The 16,079-nt window shown below is 72.1% G+C and carries 15 protein-coding genes; 4 read left to right on the forward strand and 11 right to left on the reverse strand.

Going from position 1 to position 16,079, the window contains the following annotated elements; genetic code table 11:
* Window positions 1-14 precede the first annotated feature (14 nt).
* From egtB to ACTWQI_RS11545, 6 genes are all read right to left on the reverse strand, one after another.
* The gene (gene egtB / locus ACTWQI_RS11520; RefSeq protein ID WP_443269722.1) at window positions 15-1,367 is read right to left on the reverse strand and encodes an ergothioneine biosynthesis protein EgtB; all 1,353 of its coding nucleotides are present in this window, start codon (window positions 1,365-1,367) and stop codon (window positions 15-17) included.
* On the reverse strand, window positions 1,364-2,590 hold the full coding sequence (egtA, locus tag ACTWQI_RS11525) for an ergothioneine biosynthesis glutamate--cysteine ligase EgtA (RefSeq protein WP_443269911.1): 1,227 nt from the start codon (window positions 2,588-2,590) through the stop codon (window positions 1,364-1,366). Before egtA ends, egtB begins: the two co-directional genes overlap by 4 nt.
* A gap of 357 nt (window positions 2,591-2,947) precedes the next feature.
* Window positions 2,948-3,652, reverse strand: a complete 705-nt coding sequence (locus ACTWQI_RS11530) for a carbon-nitrogen hydrolase family protein (protein WP_443269723.1) — start codon at window positions 3,650-3,652, stop codon at window positions 2,948-2,950.
* Window positions 3,653-3,801: 149 nt separating this feature from the next.
* On the reverse strand, window positions 3,802-5,253 hold the full coding sequence (locus tag ACTWQI_RS11535; protein ID WP_443269724.1) for an amidase: 1,452 nt from the start codon (window positions 5,251-5,253) through the stop codon (window positions 3,802-3,804).
* A 230-nt stretch (window positions 5,254-5,483) separates the two neighbouring features.
* Complete coding sequence (locus tag ACTWQI_RS11540) at window positions 5,484-6,482, reverse strand: acyl-CoA dehydrogenase family protein (protein ID WP_443269725.1); 999 nt, start codon at window positions 6,480-6,482, stop codon at window positions 5,484-5,486.
* Complete coding sequence (locus tag ACTWQI_RS11545; protein ID WP_443269726.1) at window positions 6,479-7,657, reverse strand: acyl-CoA dehydrogenase family protein; 1,179 nt, start codon at window positions 7,655-7,657, stop codon at window positions 6,479-6,481. The genes ACTWQI_RS11540 and ACTWQI_RS11545 overlap by 4 nt, the downstream gene beginning before the upstream one ends.
* A gap of 50 nt (window positions 7,658-7,707) precedes the next feature.
* Between ACTWQI_RS11545 and ACTWQI_RS11550 the strand changes: the two genes are divergently transcribed.
* The 3 genes from ACTWQI_RS11550 to ACTWQI_RS11560 are packed head-to-tail and all read left to right on the forward strand — an operon-like array spanning window position 7,708 to window position 10,344.
* Window positions 7,708-8,496 (forward strand): SDR family oxidoreductase, encoded by a 789-nt coding sequence (locus ACTWQI_RS11550; RefSeq protein WP_443269727.1) that lies wholly within the window; start codon window positions 7,708-7,710, stop codon window positions 8,494-8,496.
* A gap of 42 nt (window positions 8,497-8,538) precedes the next feature.
* A complete protein-coding gene (locus ACTWQI_RS11555) occupies window positions 8,539-9,126 on the forward strand; it encodes a TetR/AcrR family transcriptional regulator (protein ID WP_443269912.1) in 588 nt (195 codons plus the stop codon).
* A gap of 60 nt (window positions 9,127-9,186) precedes the next feature.
* Window positions 9,187-10,344, forward strand: a complete 1,158-nt coding sequence (locus ACTWQI_RS11560; RefSeq protein WP_443269728.1) for an acetyl-CoA C-acetyltransferase — start codon at window positions 9,187-9,189, stop codon at window positions 10,342-10,344.
* A gap of 213 nt (window positions 10,345-10,557) precedes the next feature.
* On the opposite strand, the gene ACTWQI_RS11565 is transcribed toward ACTWQI_RS11560, so the two are convergent.
* The 5 genes from ACTWQI_RS11565 to ACTWQI_RS11585 form a co-directional block, all read right to left on the reverse strand.
* Window positions 10,558-11,664 carry an isoaspartyl peptidase/L-asparaginase family protein gene (locus ACTWQI_RS11565; RefSeq protein WP_443269729.1) on the reverse strand — a complete coding sequence of 369 codons (1,107 nt, stop codon included), beginning with the start codon at window positions 11,662-11,664 and terminating at the stop codon, window positions 10,558-10,560.
* Between the two features lie 78 nt (window positions 11,665-11,742).
* A complete protein-coding gene (locus tag ACTWQI_RS11570) occupies window positions 11,743-12,807 on the reverse strand; it encodes an NAD(P)H-dependent flavin oxidoreductase (RefSeq protein WP_443269730.1) in 1,065 nt (354 codons plus the stop codon).
* Complete coding sequence (locus tag ACTWQI_RS11575) at window positions 12,804-13,574, reverse strand: CoA-transferase subunit beta (RefSeq protein WP_443269731.1); 771 nt, start codon at window positions 13,572-13,574, stop codon at window positions 12,804-12,806. The genes ACTWQI_RS11570 and ACTWQI_RS11575 overlap by 4 nt, the downstream gene beginning before the upstream one ends.
* On the reverse strand, window positions 13,571-14,419 hold the full coding sequence (locus tag ACTWQI_RS11580; RefSeq protein ID WP_443269913.1) for a CoA transferase subunit A: 849 nt from the start codon (window positions 14,417-14,419) through the stop codon (window positions 13,571-13,573). Before ACTWQI_RS11580 ends, ACTWQI_RS11575 begins: the two co-directional genes overlap by 4 nt.
* 14 nt (window positions 14,420-14,433) lie before the next feature.
* On the reverse strand, window positions 14,434-15,186 hold the full coding sequence (locus ACTWQI_RS11585) for an enoyl-CoA hydratase family protein (protein WP_443269732.1): 753 nt from the start codon (window positions 15,184-15,186) through the stop codon (window positions 14,434-14,436).
* 85 nt (window positions 15,187-15,271) lie between these two features.
* Here ACTWQI_RS11585 and ACTWQI_RS11590 point away from each other — a divergent pair, with 85 nt between their 5' ends.
* Entirely contained in the window at window positions 15,272-16,063 is a 792-nt protein-coding gene (locus ACTWQI_RS11590) for an SDR family oxidoreductase (RefSeq protein ID WP_443269914.1), read from the forward strand.
* Window positions 16,064-16,079: the final 16 nt, after the last annotated feature.

The raw sequence follows: 16,079 nt of genomic DNA on the forward strand, positions 1-16,079 counted from the left end.
CGGATGCGGCGCGTTCATGCCGATTCCGGGGCGGCGGTGCGGGCCGTGCGGAAGCCCGCGAAGATCTGGCGGCGGATCGGGAGGTCCCAGTTGCGGAAGGTGCCGCGGCAGGCGACCGGGTCGACCGCGAAGGAGCCACCGCGCAGCACCTTGTACGCGCTGCCGAAGAAGACTTCCGAGTACTCGGGATACGGGAACGCCGCGAAGCCCGGGTACGGCAGGAAGTCGCTCGCGGTCCACTCCCACACATCGCCCATCAGCTGCCGTACGCCCAGCCGTGACGCACCCTCCGGATAGCTCCCGACGGGCGCGGGCTGCAGATGGCGCTGGCCGAGGTTCGCGTGCTCGGGGGCGGGGTCGGCGTCGCCCCACGGGTAGCGCAGGGAGCGGCCGGTGACCGGGTCGTGGCGGGCCGCCTTCTCCCACTCCGCCTCGGTGGGCAGCCGGCGTCCCGCCCACCGGGCGTACGCGTCGGCCTCGTACCAACTCACGTGCACCACCGGCTCGTTCGGGGGCACGGGCTCGGTGACCCCGAACCGCCGCCGTAGCCACTGCGTGCCCTCGCGGCGCCAGAACAGCGGTGCGGCCAGCCCGTGTTCGCGGATGTGCGCCCAGCCCTCCGGAGCCCACCAGCGCGGGTCGTCGTAGCCGCCGTCCGCCACGAAGCAGGCGTACGCGCCGTTGCTGACCGGCACGGTGTCGATGTGGAAGCTCGGTACATCCCGGGTGTGGGCGGGGCGCTCGTTGTCCAGCGCCCATGGTTCGGTGGAGGTGCCCATGGTGAACGGGCCGCCTGGGACGAGGACTTCGGACGGCAGGGCGGCGGCATCCGCGGGCGCGGAGCCGGGCGGGGGAGCGGTGAGCGCCGCAGGGCCGCGGCGCAGCTGGTGCGTGATGAGCATCGTCTCGTCGTGCTGCTGCTCGTGCTGGGCGATCATCCCGAACGCGAACCCGGCGTCCACCAGGGGACTGCCCTGCAGCGGGGCGGCCTCCAGGATGTCCAGCACCCGGTTGCGCACGTCGGCGACGTAGTGGCGCGCCTCGGCCGGCGGCAGCAGCGGCAGGGAAGGCCGCTCCGCGCGGGGGTGCTCGAAGGCGTCGTACACCTTGTCGATGTCGGGACGCAGCGCTTCACGCCCGCCCACGGCCCGCAGCAGCCACAGCTCTTCCTGGTTGCCGATGTGCGCCAGGTCCCAGACCAGGGGGGACATCAGAGGCGAGTGCTGGGCGGTGAGGTCGGGTTCCTCGACGCAGGTGGTGAGGGTGCTGGTGCGCTCCCGGGCGGCGGTGAGGGCGTGGAGGGCGCGCTGCCGGAGCGCCTCGACGGGATCTCCCGCGGGCTCGGTCGAGGGGCCGGTGTCGGTCATGAGCGGCTTTCCTTCCCGGTCAGGGAGTCGAGCAGGTCGTCGGCGGGACATCGCCCGCGGGCGACGTAACGGTCCGCGAAGTCGGCGACGGAGGCCTGGAGTTCGGCCGGTGCCCCGAGCCGGGGCAGTGCCTCCTGGGCTGCCGCGAAACCGAGGACGGCGGCGGCGTGCAGTTCGGGGTCGGCCAGGGCGTGGCGGGCGGCGGCCCGCCACAGCGGATTGCGGGGCGCGGGCTCGCAGCCGGCCGTCTCGGCGAGCGGTTTGACCGCCCGGTAGACGGCTTCGGAGGCCTCCGGATCGTCGAAGAGGGCGGCGGTGACGGCCAGGGGAACGAGCCAGCCGTCCTCGCCCGGCTGGGCGTCGATCATGCGCAGTTCCAGGTGGCCGCGCGGTCGGACCGGGGGGAAGAGAGTGGTCAGGTGGTAGTCGAGATCGTCGAGGTCGGGCGGCCGGGGACGCCCGGTGCGTATCCACTCCCGGAAGGTGAGCCCGCGCGGGACGGTCCACGGACCGTTGTCATGGCGCACACACATGACGGGCGCGTCGAGGACGTACGCCGCCCAGTCCGCCCGGGGGTCCAGAACCTCGAGCGGGGCCAGGGACCGGCCGGGGTCGAGCTTCGCCCACACGGCCTGCCGGGTGGACTTCCAGCCGGTGGGCCGTCCTTCGCGCAGCGGAGAGTTCGCGAACGCCGCCACCAGGACCGCGCCCAGCAGATGGGCGAGCCGCCAGCGTCGCCCGAGGCCGAGCGGGCCGGGCTCGTCGTACCCCGCGTCCAGGCACACCTGGACGGACGCGGACGAGCACATCATCGCCCGGCCGGCCGGGCCGAGCCGGTCGAAATAGGCCTCCATGGCGGCGTACCGCGGGTCGGTGAGCACCCTGCGCGGGGGACGGCACAGGTCGTGGCCCTGACCGAGCAGGGCGAGGCCGTGCGCATGCAGCGTGTCCCGGACGAGAGCGAGGTCTTCGGCGGCGGCTGCCACGCAGGCGGTGAGGGAGTCGGCCGGCGGGGGGCTGAGTTCGAGTTGGCCGCCGGGTTCGAAGGTGAGGGGTGACCGCAGGGGCAGGTGGCGCAGAGCGCCGACGGCTGCGGAGTGCCGGTCGGGTTCGACGGGGAGCGAGGGATCGTGGAGATCGGATACGAGCCATTCCAGTTCGACGCCCAGCCGGCGGGGTGGGCCGGTCTTGAAACAGATGCCGTGGACATGGGCTTGGGCCACGCCCTCGGTGAGCGACGCCCGGACACGGTTCTTCCGCTCTTTGTGAAGCACGGCCGGAACCTCCCGTCGAAGGGACCTGTCGAGATTCGGCCAGATCACGGCCGAGTTGCTCCGTACCACCTAAACGGCTGCGGGACGCGTCCTCAAGGGCGCGTGGGACTTCCGGATACCGGACAGTCACCACCAGTCAGGCGGGGCTGGTCAATTCCGTGCCTTCTGGAAGCGTGCCCTGGCCCGGGGTTTCCCGCAAACCGGCCGGGCACACCTGCCGCGGTTCCCGGTCGTACGAGCCGCTCGTCGCCGGGAGCTCCGGTGTGCGCAAACGGAAATCTCCGGACGCATCCTCGGACGGAGCATTCAGGCCAGCGATGCCCGCGCGATGGCGCCGGGCTCGGGCCCTGCTCGCGTGACCGCCACGCCGTCGGAGGCCCAGATGCCCGAATGGCCGGCGGCCTGGGCGAAGCCGCCACCGGTCGACCCGGCGAAACTGGCCACCGCGACCCAGATGCCGTGGTCGGTGGCGATACGACGGGCGCGCTCGTCCTGCAGGGCAGACTCGTCCGCGGACTTCACGGTGCCGGCGACGTAGGCGTCGATCCCCAGGGCGGAGGTGTCGGTCGCGTGCTGCGCAACGCCGGTGTCCTTGCAGATGGCAAGGCCGAGCCGCCAGTCATCGACGGTGTGCACGGCCGGCCCGGCGCCCGGAGCGAACCGCTCGGATTCCGCCGCGCCCAACCACATCTTGCGGTACGCCACGGTAGAGCCGGTGCCGTCGACGGCCAGCGTCGCGATGTACGGCCGACCGGCATCGCCCCGAACCGGGGCGCCCACCAGGGCTGTTGCCTCCGCGTCGGCGCAGGCCTCGACGATGGGCGACAGGCGCGGGTCGTCGGCCGTGATCGCCGCGGCATCCAGCTCGTAGCCGGTCAGGGAGAGTTCGGGGAAGACCACCACTCGGGCGCCCGCGGAGCGCACGGTCGCCCCATGCGTCGCCGCGTTCGTCGCGATGTCATGCGACACGCAGTACGGCTGGGCAACGGCGATGACGAGCGGGTCACGCATGCGAACTCCCCCAGGTTCGGCGACCGATGTGCTCGGGGAGTCAACGCAGAGTGACGGTGGGACGTTCCCGGGACGGGCAGGGGGTGCGCCCCTGGCTACGCCGGGGGACACCCACCCAGGCGAAGCTCTGGGGGAGGGTGGCGGTGGTGTCAGACGACCGCCGCGCTGCGTCCGCTGTCGCCGCCGTGGTCGCGACCCGTGCCGCCGAGGCCGGGCCACTGCTCGTACCAGCGCCGGTCCGCCTCGAGCTGTGCCGCAAGAGAGATCAGCAGCGGCTCGCTGTTCCCGGGCCCGAGCAGCTGCGCGCCCAGCGGGAGGCCGTCCTCGGTGAAGCCCGCGGGAACATTGACCCCCGGCCAGCCGAGGACGTTCCACGGCCAGGCGTACGGGCATGCCGCGATCATCGCCCGGTCGGTGCGCCAGCCCGAGAGCGCGATCATCGTTCCGACGCGGGGCGGCGGCAAGGCCGTCGTCGGGGTGAGGACGACGTCGAAACGCCGGAAGATCGCCCCCACGCGCGCGTGGAGCCCGGCCTCGGCGGCGCGGGCGATGCGCAGTGGACCACCGCCGAGGAGCCGGCCGAGCCGCGCAGCGCTGCGCGTCCGGGGGTCCAGCAGCGCCTGGTCGGGCACGCGGGTACACCAGTCCCGGACCCCGGCCGTCGCGCGGGGCAGGAAGGTCAGCCCCACCGGCCCGTACTTCGGATCCGCCTCGGTCACCTCGTGCCCCAGGGCGGCCAACCGTTCGGCGACGTCGGTGACCGCGGACCGCACCCGCGGATGCAGCGACTTCGGCGTGCCGGTGAAGGCCGGGCGCAGCGACAGGGCGATCCGCAGCCTCCCCGGGTCACGCCCCGCCGCCGGAAGCATCCGCAGCGGCGGCGGCTGGTGCAGGTCGCCCGGATGGCTGCCGCTCGCCGCGTCCAGCAGAAGGGCGGCGTCCGCGACGGTGCGGGCGAGCGGCCCGATGCCCGTGATGCCGTTGAACGCCTCCTCGTCGGGCCACGAGGAGATCCGGCCCCGCTGCGGTTTCACGCCGACCAGGTGTGTCCAGGCGGCGGGAATCCGGACCGAGCCCGCGCCGTCCGAGCCGAGCGCCGCGGGCACCAGCCCGGCGGCGACGGCGGCCGCGGCCCCGCCGGAGGATCCGCCCGGTGTGTAGTCCAAGTGCCAGGGGTTGCGGGTGTCGCCGAAGGCGGGACCCTCGGTGAACGGCCACTGGCCGAGCTCCGGGGTGTTCGTCTTGCCGACGACGACGGCTCCTGCGACCCGCAGTCGGCGGACGGCCTCGCTGTCGGTGGTCTTCACCGGGAAGTCGCCGGGACAACCGAAGGCCGTCGGCTCGCCCCCCACATCCATGTCGTCCTTGACGGCGACCGGCACGCCAAGCAGCGGGAGGCGCTCACCGGCCGCCAGACTGCGGTCTGCCGCGTCGGCTTCCGCGAGGGCGGCATCCACGCGGATCCGGCGGAAGGCGTTCAGCGTGGGCTGAGCGGCTTCGATGCGCGCGAGGGATCGCTCCACCAGTTGGCGAGAGGTCACCTCGCCGTCCGCGAGCGCGCGGACCTGCTCCGCCAGACCTTGGGACAGTGGACGGGACACCCTGCCGCACCTCGTCTCCGACGTCTTTCGTTCGAACGAACAGTATCGCCAGAACGGCGTTCGCACGACGGATTTCAGGCAGCCGTCCGGGCCCGCCGCCCTCCCCAGAGCTTCGCCTGGGTGGGGGTCCCCGGCGTAGCCAGGGGGCGTACCCCCAGTCCCCGTCCGGTGGTGGCGGGCGCATCCCAGGGTCGGCCCCGCCTCGGCGGCACGCTGGAGGCGGCGGCTGTTCAGCCGGTCAGGACGCGGGCACGGCAGTCCGACGGGGCGCCCCAGGCGGTGCGCAGCGCACGGGCTTTGAGGAGCCAGAGCGACAGATCGTGTTCCGCGGTGTAGCCGATCGCGCCGTGCAGCTGGAGCGCGGTCCGGGCCGCGTCGTACGCCGCTTCGCATGCGGCTACCTTGGCAGCGGCGACCTCCCTGCCCGCATCCGGCGCCTCCGCGGCCAGCGCGATCGCCGCCCCGTACAGCAGTGGCCGAGCGAACTCCAGCCGCACGAGGGTGTCCGCCAGCCGGTGCTTGACCGCCTGGAACGAGCCGATCGGGCTGCCGAACTGGGCGCGCTGCTTCGCGTAGGCCACCGTCCGCTCGAGCAGTGTGAGGCCCGCGCCGAGCGCCTGGGCGGCGGTGGCGAACGCGGCCCAGGCGGCGGCGTGCGCCACGGCATCCCGTACCGCGGGCCCGGCCGCCGCCGACCGGCCTCCTTCTGCGAGCCGGGCGAGCCGACGGGCCGGATCGAGCGACCGCTGGACGGGACCATGACCCGGCGCCAGCCACAGCTCCTCGCCCGACACCGCGAAGAGGACGTCCGCGGCGTCGGCGTCGAGCGCGTACGGCCCGTGACCCGGCAGGCACAACGTGGTCACCGCCTGCCCCGACGCGATCCGCCCGAGCCACTCCTTGGCGAGGGCCGTATCCCCGCGATCAGCCAGATGGCCCAGGAGTACGGCCGACGCGACCGTCTCGGCCACCGGACCCGGGACCGCGTGACGCCCCAACTGGACACAGGCAACGGCCAGTTCCACCGGTCGCGGTCCGAGGCCGTCGTACGTCCCGGGTACGGCCAGGGCGAAGACCCCGGCCTCGGCGAGGCGCCCCCACACCGCGCGGCCCGGAGCGTGCTCCCCGGATGCCCAGGCCCGTACGACCCCGGGGGTGTCCGCCGCGGTCAGCATCCGGTCGAGCGTGCGGTCGAACGCGATCTGCTCCGGGTCCAGGAGGAACCTCACCGTCGTCCCTTCGGCAGGCCGAGCAGCCGCTCGGCGACGATGTCGCGCTGGATCTCGTTCGTGCCCGCGTAGATCGGCCCGGCGAGGGAGAACACATACCCCTCCGCCCATCTGCCCCGCTCCGGCGCGTCCCCTGCCTCGTCCGACAGCTCCCCGTACGGCCCGAGCAGGTCGAGGGCGGTCTCGTGCAGGGCGACATCGAGCTCGGACCAGAAGAGCTTGTTGAGGCTCGACTCGGCGCCGGTCGATCCGCCCTCGGCGAGGCGAGCAGCGGCAGCGCAGGTGAACAGCCGATAGGCCCGAGCGCCGATCACCGCATCGGCCACGCGGTCGCGCAGGGCCGTGTCGTGGGGATCGGCCCGCTCGCGCCACAGGGCCACCAGTCGCGCCGCGGCTGCGGTGAAGCGGCCGGGGCTGCGCAGCGTCAGCCCGCGTTCGTTCCCGGCCGTGCTCATGGCCACCCGCCAGCCCTGTCCGGGCTCGCCGATGACGTCCTCGTCCGGCACGAAGACACCGTCGAGGAAGAGTTCGGCGAAGGCGGGTTTGCCGTCGAGGCGGCCGATGGCCCGCACGGTCACGCCCGGCGCGTTGAGCGGGAACATCACATACGTCAGTCCGTGGTGCGGACGGGCTTGCTCACCCTGGGCCCGATGGCTGCGGAAGAGACCGAAGGCCCGGTCGGCGAAGGCGGCCCGCGACGACCACGTCTTCTGTCCGTGCAGCAGCCAGCCGCCGTCGGTCCGTTCCGCCGTCGAGCGGAGGGCGGCGAGGTCGGAGCCCGCCTCGGGCTCGGACCAGGCCTGGGCCCAGATCACGTCGCCGCTCGCCATCGGCGGCAGGACGCGGGCGCGCTGCTCGGGGGTGCCGTGCTCGAAGAGGGTGGGGGCGAGGAGGCTGATGCCGTTCTGGCCGACTCGGCCCGGGGCCCCGGCCGCGTAGTACTCCTCCTCGAAGATCAGCCACTCCAGGAGCGACGCGTCCCGGCCGCCGTACTCCGCCGGCCAGGAGACCACCGACCAGCGGTCCGCGAAGAGGGTGCGTTCCCATGCGCGGTGGGCGGCGAACCCCTCCTCGGTCTCCAGGGAGGGGAGGGGAGTGGCGGGTACATGCTCGGCCAACCAGGCCCGGGCCTGCTCCCGGAAGGCTTCCTCCTCGGGGGTGTGGTCCAGGTCCATGGCGCCCCGACTCCTTCCCTAACAAGTGTTTGGTAGGTTACCGTGCTGCCGTGACGGACGACAAGGCGCGCTACGTTCCCGGCCATGGCCTGCTCACCGGGCGTACGGCCGTGATCACCGCGGCCGCGGGCACCGGGATCGGCGGTGCGACCGCCCGCCGATTCCTGGAGGAGGGCGCCCGGATCGTCATCGGCGACGCCCATGCCCGCCGGACGAAGGAGACCGCCGAGGCGCTCGCCGAGGAGTTCGGGCCGGAGCGGGTCGCGGGAGCCGTGTGCGACGTCACCGACGAGAGTGGTGTCGCGGGGCTGTTCGATCTCGCCGAGGAGTGCCACGGCCGCCTCGACATCGTGGTCAACAACGCCGGTCTCGGCGGCACCGCGGACCTCACCGAGATGACCGACGAGCAGTGGCACCGGGTCGTCGACGTCACCCTGAACGGCACGTTCCGCTGCACTCGCGCGGCTCTGCGCCGGATGAAGGCGGCCGGTTCCGGCGGCGTCGTGGTCAACAACGCCTCGGTCGTCGGCTGGCGCGCCCAGCGCGGACAGGCCCACTACGCCGCGGCCAAGGCCGGGGTCATGGCGCTCACCCGGTGCGCCGCCGTCGAGGCCGCCGATTACGGGGTCCGGGTCAACGCGGTCTCCCCGAGCCTCGCCACGCACCCGCACCTGGTGAAGGTGACCACTCCGGAGCTGCTCGCCGAACTCACCGAGCGCGAGGCGTTCGGGCGGCACGCCGAGCCCTGGGAGATCGCGAACGTCATCGTCTTCCTCGCGAGCGACTACTCCTCGTACATGACCGGGGAGACGGTGTCGGTCAGCAGTCAGCGGGCGTGAGGCGACAATGGCGGCGTGCCGAAGAACAGCAGGAAAACCGAGATGAGCGCCTCGCCCGACCGGCGCCGGGAGCTCCTGGACACCGCAGCCGAGGTGTTCGCCGCGCACGGCTACAACGCCACCACCGTGCGAAGGATCGCCGACGAGGCCGGGATGCTCGCGGGCAGCCTCTACTACCACTTCGACTCCAAGGAGTCGATGCTCGACGAGATCCTCTCCACGTTCCTGGACGAGCTGTGGGCGGGGTACGACGCCGTGCTCGCGGCCGGGCTCGGGCCGAGGGAGACCATCGAGGCACTCGTCACCGAATCCTTCCGGGAGATCGATCGGCACCGCGCCGCCGTGGCGATCTACCAGAAGGAGTCTCGGCACCTGTCCGCCCAGCCGCGGTTCCACTACCTCGCGGAATCGCAGCAGAGGTTCGAGAAGGCGTGGCTGGGGACGCTGGAGCGCGGCGTCGCCGCCCGGGCCTTCCGCGCGGACCTCGACGTCCGGCTCACCTACCGGTTCGTGCGCGACACCGTCTGGGTCGCCGCCTCCTGGTACCGGCCGGGCGGGCAGCACAGTCCCGAGGAGATCGCCCGCCAGTATCTGTCGATGGTGCTCGACGGCATCGCCGTACGGGACTGACGTCAGGTCGACTCAGCACGATGTAGACATGAAGACATAGGGACCCGCGGAGGAGCACTCATGGCCGAGGCGTACATCGTCGAAGCGGTACGGACCCCCGTCGGCAAGCGGAACGGCGGGCTCTCCGCCGTCCATCCGGCCGACCTGGGAGCGCACGTTCTCACCTCCCTCGTCGAGCGCTCGGGTGTCGACCCCGCCGCCGTCGAAGACGTCGTCTTCGGCTGCCTGGACACGGTCGGACCGCAGGCGGGCGACATCGCGCGGACGTGCTGGCTGGCTGCCGGGCTCCCCGAGGAGGTGCCCGGTGTGACCGTCGACCGGCAGTGCGGCTCCTCGCAGCAGGCCCTGCACTTCGCCGCCCAGGGGGTCCTGTCGGGCACCCAGGATCTGGTGGTCGCGGGCGGCGTGCAGAACATGTCGCAGGTGCCGATCGCCTTCGCCAGCCGCCAAGCCACCGTGCCGCTGGGTCTGAGCGAAGGGCCGTTCGCCGGATCCGAGGGCTGGCGGGCCCGCTACGGCGACCAGCCCGTCAGCCAGTTCTACGGAGCCGAGCTGATCGCCGAGAAGTGGGGTATCTCGCGGCGCGCCATGGAGGAGTACGCGCTGCGCTCCCACCAGCGGGCGGTGCGCGCGATCGACGAGGGCCGCTTCGACCGCGAGCTGGCGCCATACGCAGAGGTGGCCACCGACGAAGGACCGCGCCGCGACACCTCGCTGGAAAAGATGGCCGCGCTGCAGCCCGTCGTCGAGGGCGGGCGGCTGACCGCCGCTGTCTCCTCCCAGGTTTCCGACGGCGCGTCGGCTCTGCTGATTGCGAGCGAACGCGCCGTACGGGAGCACGGCCTGACCCCACGCGCCCGCGTCCACCACCTCTCCGCACGCGGCGAGGACCCCATCCGGATGCTCACCGCGCCCATCCCGGCGACCGCCTTCGCGCTCAAGAAGACCGGTCTGACGCTGGACGACATCGACCTGGTGGAGATCAACGAGGCCTTCGCTCCGGTCGTACTGGCCTGGCTCGAGGAGACCGGCACCGACCCGGAGAAGGTGAACGTCAACGGCGGGGCGATCGCGCTCGGGCACCCGCTGGGTGCCACCGGCACCAAGCTGACCACCACCCTGCTGCACGAGTTGGAGCGCACCGGCGGCCGGTACGGCCTGCAGACCATGTGCGAGGGCGGTGGTCAGGCGAATGTGACGATCATCGAGCGGCTTTAGGCCCTGTCCGGCCGATCATGCCGGGCTCGCGTGCCCTGGCACCGCACCTCGCCGCGTTGTCGTCGGTCGCCGATGGCCCCCAGCTACCGCTGGGAGGTGCCCCCACCGCATGGACTCCCTCCTCCGCCTTGCGATGCTCCCCCAGCTATCGCTGGGAGGTGCCCCCTGCACCAGACCCCGCTCACTGATCCGGCCTGATCGACCGGACAGGACCTAGCGGCCTCGGGCGCCGGGCGGGGACTCGTCCAGGAAGATCTTGGTGACGATCGTGCCGTCCGCAGTCAGATAGCCGTGCAGCAGGCCCTGACTGCTGTGCGGCGCGGCGAACTCCCCGTCGGGCCCCAGCGCGATCACGCCGCCGTCGCCCCCGAGCCGGGGCAGACGCTCGATCAGGACCTCGCGCGCCGCGGAGGTCACGTCCATGTCGTCGAACTCGATCAGATTCGAGATCGTCGCGGTCGCGGCGCCCCGGATGAAGACCTCGCCCTGACCCGTGGCGCTGGCCGCCACCGTGTCGTTCTTGGCGTATGTACCGGCTCCGATGATGGGGGAGTCACCGACCCTGCCCGCCAACTTGTTGGTCAAGCCGCCAGTTGACGTGGCCGCGGCCAGGTCGCGGCGACGGTCGACGGCGACGGCTCCCACCGTCCCCATCGCCTGTTCGTCCTCGGCACGCGAGGCCTTGGTCTGGGGACGCCCCGGATTCTTGGCCTTCATGAGGGCATCCCAGCGCCGCTGCGTCCAGTAGTAGTCCTGGGTGACCGGCTTCAGGCCGTGGCGCTCGGCGAAGTCGTCGGCTCCCTCTCCGACCATCAGCACGTGCCGGGACTTCTCCATCACCAGCCGGGCGGCCGAGATCGGATTGCGCACGTTGCGAACCGCGGCAACCGCGCCGGCGGCCTGATCCGAGCCACGCATGATCGACGCGTCCAGCTCATGGCCCGCGTCCTCGTTGAACACCGCGCCCTTGCCCGCGTTGAACAGTTCATTGTCCTCCAGCGCGCGCACCGCGGCCTCGACGGCGTCCACGCTGCTGCCACCGCCGCGCAGCACCTTCTGCCCGGCACGCAGGGCGCCCGCCAGCCCGTCCCGATAGGCCTTCTCCTTCTCGGGGCTGGTCTCCTCGCGTATCAGAGCGCTGCCCGCACCGCCGTGCACCGCCAGCACGACGCCTCTGGTGTCGGGCCGGGAGGTCCCGCTCGAGCGGGCCGAACCAGCCGACGTGGGACCGCCGCTGTCAGGCACGGTGAACAGTCCCAGCGCCACCGTCGCCACGGCGGCGAACACCGGAACCAGCTGTAACCTCGAACGCAGCCACATGAGTTGTCTCCCCTCTGTCTGTGGGCACGCTAGGCACTCCACCACGGGCGGCCCAAGGCCGTTTCACGCCGCGCGGCCTCACCTGAAGAGGGGCAGTCGCTCCAGGACGCCGGATGCCTCGGCCATGATCCGCTCGATCAGTTCCGCGCAGGACGGCAGATCGTCGATCAGCCCCACCACTTGACCGGATGCCATCACCCCGAGATCGGTGCGGCCGTCCACCATGGACGCCTTCAGCATCATCGGAGTGTTGGCGGCCAGCAGAACCTGACTCCAAGTCAGTTCCTTGCCGTGCTTCAGGGCCAGACCGTCGCGCACCATACGAGCCCAGCCGAGGCCAGAGAGCTTCCGGAACGCCGCGGCGTGCCGTACGGCCTGCAGCAGCGCGGCCGTTCGGCCCGAGCGCTCCAGCGAGTGGACCAGTTCGCTGCGCAGCATGCGGTGTGGCAGGCCGTCGACCTTCCTGGTCACGGTGACGTCCTGGACCGACGCCGCCAGATAGCGCGCCTTCACCGGGTCCGGGACCGTGCTGTCCGACGTGAGCAGGAAGCGGGTACCCATGGCGACCCCCGCGGCGCCGTAGGCCAGCGCGGCGACCAGACCGCGTCCGTCGCAGAAGCCGCCCGCCGCGACGACCGGGATGTCCACGGCGTCGACGACCTGGGGGAGCAGCACGGTGGTGGCGACCTCGCCGGTGTGGCCGCCGCCCTCGCCGCCCTGGACCACGACCGCGTCCGCGCCCCAGGAGGCGACCTTCTCGGCGTGCCGCCGCGCCCCGATCGAGGGGATCACGACGACGCCCGCGTCCTTGAGGCGGGCGATCAGGTCGCGGGAGGGCGCGAGGGCGAAGGAGGCGACCTGCACGCCCTCGTCGACCAGGATGCGGATGCGCTCGTCTGCATCGCCCGTGTCCGCCCGGAGATTGACGCCGAACGGCGCCTGAGTACGGGACTTGACCTCGCGCACGGCCGACCGCAGCTGATCGGGCGTCATGGTCGCCGAGCCGAGGATGCCCAGGGCGCCCGCGTTCGCGACCGCCGAGACCAGCCGTGGCCCGGCCACCCACCCCATGCCGGTCTGCACGATCGGGTGCCGGATGCCCACCAGTTTCGTGAGCGGAGTCTCGACGGTGGGCGCGCTCATGCCCGAACCTCGCGGTCGCGCAGCCCCTTCGGGTCGATGACCTCCCGGATCAGCCGCAGTTCATGGGCGGTCGGCTGCCGGGTGGCCGGGACCTCGTCCGGAATGCTCAGCGGGAAGCCGGTGGCCTCCGTGACCTGTTCGACCGTCACGCCGGGGTGCAGGGAGGCGAGGCGCATGCAGTGGTCCGGGGTCTCGAAGTCCAGGACGGCGAGATCGGTGACGACGCGGCGGAGGTGGTGGAAGCGGGTCGCGGACGGTCCGGCGGCCGCCGCGCGGTCGTATCCGACACCGCACACCATGTCGACCCGCTCCACGAAGACCCTCGGCGAGTGCCGGGGCACCCAGTAACTGGTGGGGTTGTTGAGGGTGTTGGCCGGTGCTCCACGCACGCCGAGCAGCTGACGGGCCGGCCGCGCCCAGTCACCGATGCACGAGATGTTCTGGTTGCCGTACCGGTCGAGCTGGCTCGCGCCCATCATCACGTGCCGCTTGCCGCCCATGACCATGGTCAGATGCCGGCGGTACGGCAGCCAGCCCTCGACCACCTCCGCCGTGCCGCCCATCCCCGGGACATCGCCCATCAGCAGGGCTTCCCCGTCGGTCAGCAACAGGTCGGGGGAGAAGGTGAGTTTCGCCAGCCGGGCGCCGATCGCGGGCACCGTGCCCATGGGGCTGGCGAGGATCTCGCCGTCGCCCCGCCAGGCCTCCGCGCAGGCGATCACGCAGTGTTCGGCCCGGGTCGCGGCCGTCGTGGTCCCGGACGTCATCGCTGCTCCTCGTGCCATGCCGCCACGGCGGACTGATACGCGTGCTCGGTGCCGGCCAGGAAGCGGTCGGTGAAGCCCCGCCAGTGGGCGGGGTCGGCGGCCGCGGCGGCGTAGGCCGCTTGGAAGGGCTCGTCGCGGGCGTAATCAGGGGCGCACGAGGTGAAGTGCGCGCCGTTCGGGGTCTCGATCACACCGGTGACCGCATGTCGCTGGACCAGCAGCGTCTGTGGGCCGCCCGCCTCCATCAACTTCGCCGTGTCGACGATGCGTTCGCAGGAGACGTACGCCGTGTCGGCGGCCTCGCAGAAGAGGTCGTCGAAGTACGGGTCGGGGCCGAGGTACTGGCCGTTGCCCTGCGCATCGGCGCGGTTGAGGTGGACGAGAGCGGCGTCCAGCCGGAGAGCGGGCACGGCGACCAGCTCCTCGCCGTCCTCGTAGGGCGAAACCACCGTTCGCAGCCCGGGGTTGACCCGCATCACATCCGAACCGAGCCCCGCCCGCACCGGCAGGAACGGCAGGCGGTTCGCGGCGGCGGTCAGGCCCCACAGGAACATCGCCTCGTCCAGCTCCACCAGCTCGAAGGCGCCGCGCTGCCGTGCTGCCCGGAAGTGCGGTTCGAGCGGGATCGAGTCGAGCGTGGCGAAAGCCGCGATCAGCTTGCGGATCTTGCCGGCCGCGGCCAGGAGCCCGATGTCCGGACCGCCGTACGACACCACCGTCAGATCGGTGAGGCCGGAGCGCAGCAGAGCCCGGACGAGCGCCATCGGCTTGCGCCGCGATCCCCAGCCGCCGATGCCGATCGTCATGCCGTTCTCCAGCCGGCCGACGACCTCCTCGGCGGTCATGGTCTTGTCCCTGCTCACGACTGCCCCTTCTGCGAGATGAACGCGTCGCGGTGCCGGTCGGAGACTCCGCTGAGATTGGCCTCGAAGGTGAATCCCTGCTCGAAGCGGTAGCTGCGGCGTACGTCGATCGGATCGATGCCGTTGATCGCGGCCTTGGCCAGCCGCAGCAGGTGGCCGTCCTTGGCCGCGATCTCACCCGCCAACTCCAAGGCGGAGCCGAGGAGTCGGGCGCGCGGGACGACCTCCCACACCGAGCCGTGCCGGTGCAGTTCCCCGGCGGTGGCCGTGCGCGAGGTGTAGTACAGGGCCCGCATCAGGTGCTGGGGCACCAGCCGAGCGAGGTGGGTGGCCGCGCCGAGCGCGCCGCGGTCCAGCTCGGGCAGCCCGAAGGTGGCGTCGTCGGAGGCCACGATCGCGTCGGCGTTCCCCACCAATCCGATGCCGCCGCCCAGACAGAAGCCGTGCACGGCCGCGACCACCGGAACCTCGCACTCGTAGACGGCCGCGAACGCTTCGGAGCAGCCGTGATTGGCGCCGATGAGCGCGGCATGGCCCGCGCTGCGCTGGATCTCCTTGATGTCGACCCCGGCGTTGAACCCCCGGCCCTCTGCGGCCAGGACGACACAGCGCACCTCCGGGTCGCGGCCTGCGGCGCGTACCGCATCGGCCAGGTCGAACCAGCCCTGCACGGGCAGGGCGTTGACGGGCGGGTAGTCGATGGTGACGACGGCGATGCCCTGGGTCGGGACTGCGGTGGAGACACCCATGAGCGGATCAGCTACCTTTCCACCTAACGTTTGTTAGGCGACCGTAGCAGCGGTCCGCCCGCTGCGGGAGGTGCGCGTGAGCATCATGGTGGATCTGGCGGGGCGCGTGGCCGTCGTCACCGGCGGCACCCGCGGAGTCGGCGCGGGGATCGCCCGCGCCTTTCTCAAGGCCGGGGCGGAGGTCGTCGTCTGTGCGCGCAGGCCACCGGAGGAGCCCGTGGAAGCGGCGGGCCGCACGGCGGAGTTCGCCTCCCTCGACCTGCGTGACCCGGATGCCGTACGGGACTTCTTCGGGCAGCTCGAGGACGCGCACGGCCGCCTCGATGTGCTGGTCAACAACGCCGGCGGGACGCCGTACCGACTGCTCGGCGAGGCCGGTCCCGCACGCCATGCCCGGGTACTCGAACTCAACCTCACCGCCCCGCTGACCGCATCCCTCGCCGCGTACGAGGTGATGCGGAAGCAGCGGACGCCCAGCTCGATCATCATGATCGGGAGCGTGAGCGGATCCCGTCCGTCGCCGGGGACGGCGGCTTACGGCGCAGCCAAGGCCGGGTTGGAGAGCCTCGCGCGGTCCATGGCCGTGGAGTGGGCACCGGCCGTACGAGTCAACACCCTGGTTCTCGGCATGGTGCGCACCGAACTCGCGCATCTGCACTACGGGGACGAGAGCGGACTCGCGGCCGTCGGGCGGACGGTGCCGCTGGGGCGGCTCGCCGAGCCCCACGAGGTCGGTGACGCCGCGGTGTTTCTCGCCTCGGACCATGCCGCGTACCTCACCGGCGCGAGCCTGCTCGTCCACGGCGGAGGTGAGCGGCCCGCCTTCCTCGACGCCGCGACCGTCAACAACAGTGACTCCGCTCCGGACCACCACTGAAGGCCGGCGCATGGAG

Source organism: Streptomyces sp. KR80, assembly GCF_052245555.1.
Taxonomy (GTDB): Bacteria; Actinomycetota; Actinomycetes; order Streptomycetales; family Streptomycetaceae; genus Streptomyces.

Coding starts and splice junctions, on each gene's coding strand:
- egtB (WP_443269722.1), bottom strand. CDS start 1,367: ATGACCGACACCGGCCCCTCGACCGAGCCCGCGGGAGATCCCGTCGAG.
- ACTWQI_RS11530 (WP_443269723.1), bottom strand. CDS start 3,652: ATGCGTGACCCGCTCGTCATCGCCGTTGCCCAGCCGTACTGCGTGTCG.
- ACTWQI_RS11545 (WP_443269726.1), bottom strand. CDS start 7,657: ATGGACCTGGACCACACCCCCGAGGAGGAAGCCTTCCGGGAGCAGGCC.
- ACTWQI_RS11555 (WP_443269912.1), top strand. CDS start 8,539: ATGAGCGCCTCGCCCGACCGGCGCCGGGAGCTCCTGGACACCGCAGCC.
- ACTWQI_RS11560 (WP_443269728.1), top strand. CDS start 9,187: ATGGCCGAGGCGTACATCGTCGAAGCGGTACGGACCCCCGTCGGCAAG.
- ACTWQI_RS11565 (WP_443269729.1), bottom strand. CDS start 11,664: ATGTGGCTGCGTTCGAGGTTACAGCTGGTTCCGGTGTTCGCCGCCGTG.
- ACTWQI_RS11570 (WP_443269730.1), bottom strand. CDS start 12,807: ATGAGCGCGCCCACCGTCGAGACTCCGCTCACGAAACTGGTGGGCATC.
- ACTWQI_RS11575 (WP_443269731.1), bottom strand. CDS start 13,574: ATGACGTCCGGGACCACGACGGCCGCGACCCGGGCCGAACACTGCGTG.
- ACTWQI_RS11580 (WP_443269913.1), bottom strand. CDS start 14,419: ATGACCGCCGAGGAGGTCGTCGGCCGGCTGGAGAACGGCATGACGATC.
- ACTWQI_RS11585 (WP_443269732.1), bottom strand. CDS start 15,186: ATGGGTGTCTCCACCGCAGTCCCGACCCAGGGCATCGCCGTCGTCACC.
- ACTWQI_RS11590 (WP_443269914.1), top strand. CDS start 15,272: ATGGTGGATCTGGCGGGGCGCGTGGCCGTCGTCACCGGCGGCACCCGC.